Source organism: Pseudomonas sp. SDO55104_S430, from assembly GCF_054070595.1.
Window position 1 is genome coordinate 1 of record NZ_JBSVXG010000488.1, and the last position, 1,052, is coordinate 1,052.

At 63.8% G+C, this 1,052-nt stretch carries 1 protein-coding gene; it reads right to left on the minus strand.

Annotated elements, in window-relative coordinates; translation table 11 throughout:
• Positions 1 to 49: 49 nt before the first annotated feature.
• On the minus strand, positions 50 to 946 hold the full coding sequence (gene xerD, locus ACW9JE_RS30845; RefSeq protein WP_457434925.1) for a site-specific tyrosine recombinase XerD: 897 nt from the start codon (positions 944 to 946) through the stop codon (positions 50 to 52).
• Between the last annotated feature and the right edge of the window lie 106 nt (positions 947 to 1,052).

The following is a 1,052-nucleotide window of genomic DNA, read 5'->3' on the forward strand; positions in this document are numbered from 1 at the left end:
ACTGACCCACCGCTTTCGCGAGCAAGCCCGCTCCCACAGGGATACGTGCTCAACCGCGAGGGTGGTGTTTGGCATGCAGATCCTGCAACCGCGCCCGGGCGACGTGGGTGTAGATCTGGGTTGTCGACAGGTCGCTGTGGCCGAGCAGCATCTGCACCACCCGCAGGTCGGCGCCGTGGTTGAGCAGGTGGGTGGCGAAGGCGTGGCGCAGGGTGTGCGGCGACAGCGACTTGCCGATGCCCGCGACCTTGGCCTGATGCTTGATCCGGTGCCAGAAGGTCTGCCGCGTCATCTGCTCGCCGCGCTGACTGGGGAACAGGACGTCGCTGGGGCGCCCACCGAGCAGTTCGGCCCGGCCATCGCGCATATAACGCTCGACCCAGACAATCGCCTCCTCCCCCATCGGTACCAGTCGTTCCTTGCTGCCCTTACCCATCACCCGCAGCACGCCCTGACGCAGATTGACCTGTTCCAGGGTCAGGCTGATCAGTTCCGTCACACGCAGACCGCAGGCGTACAGCACTTCGAGCATGGCCCGATCGCGCTGACCGATCGCTTCGCTCAGGTCCGGCGCCTTGAGCAGTGCTTCGACGTCAGCTTCCGAAAGGGATTTGGGCAGCGGCCTGCCCAACTGCGGCATGTCGACCCGCAGCGTCGGGTCGACGGCGATCAGCTTTTCCCGCAACAGGTAACGGTAGAACCCACGCACGCCGGAGAGGAATCGCGCGGTGGAACGGGGCTTGTAGTTCTGCTCCACGCGCCAGGCCAGGTGATCGAGGATCAACTCCCTGCCGGCGTTGGCCAGTTCCAGATTTTTGTCCTGCAACCAGCCGTTGAACAGCGCAAGGTCGCTGCGGTAGGCATCGCGGGTGTTGTCGGACAGACCTTTCTCCAGCCACAGGGCGTCGAGGAATTGGTCTATCAGAGGGTGATCGATTGCAGGCATGAGCACTCAATGTGAACGGTAGAAACGGCCGCTAGTCTTCCATAGCCCGCCAGAAGATCACACCCCGTAGGAGCGAGGCTTGCCCGCGAAGGCGTCATTCGGGGCG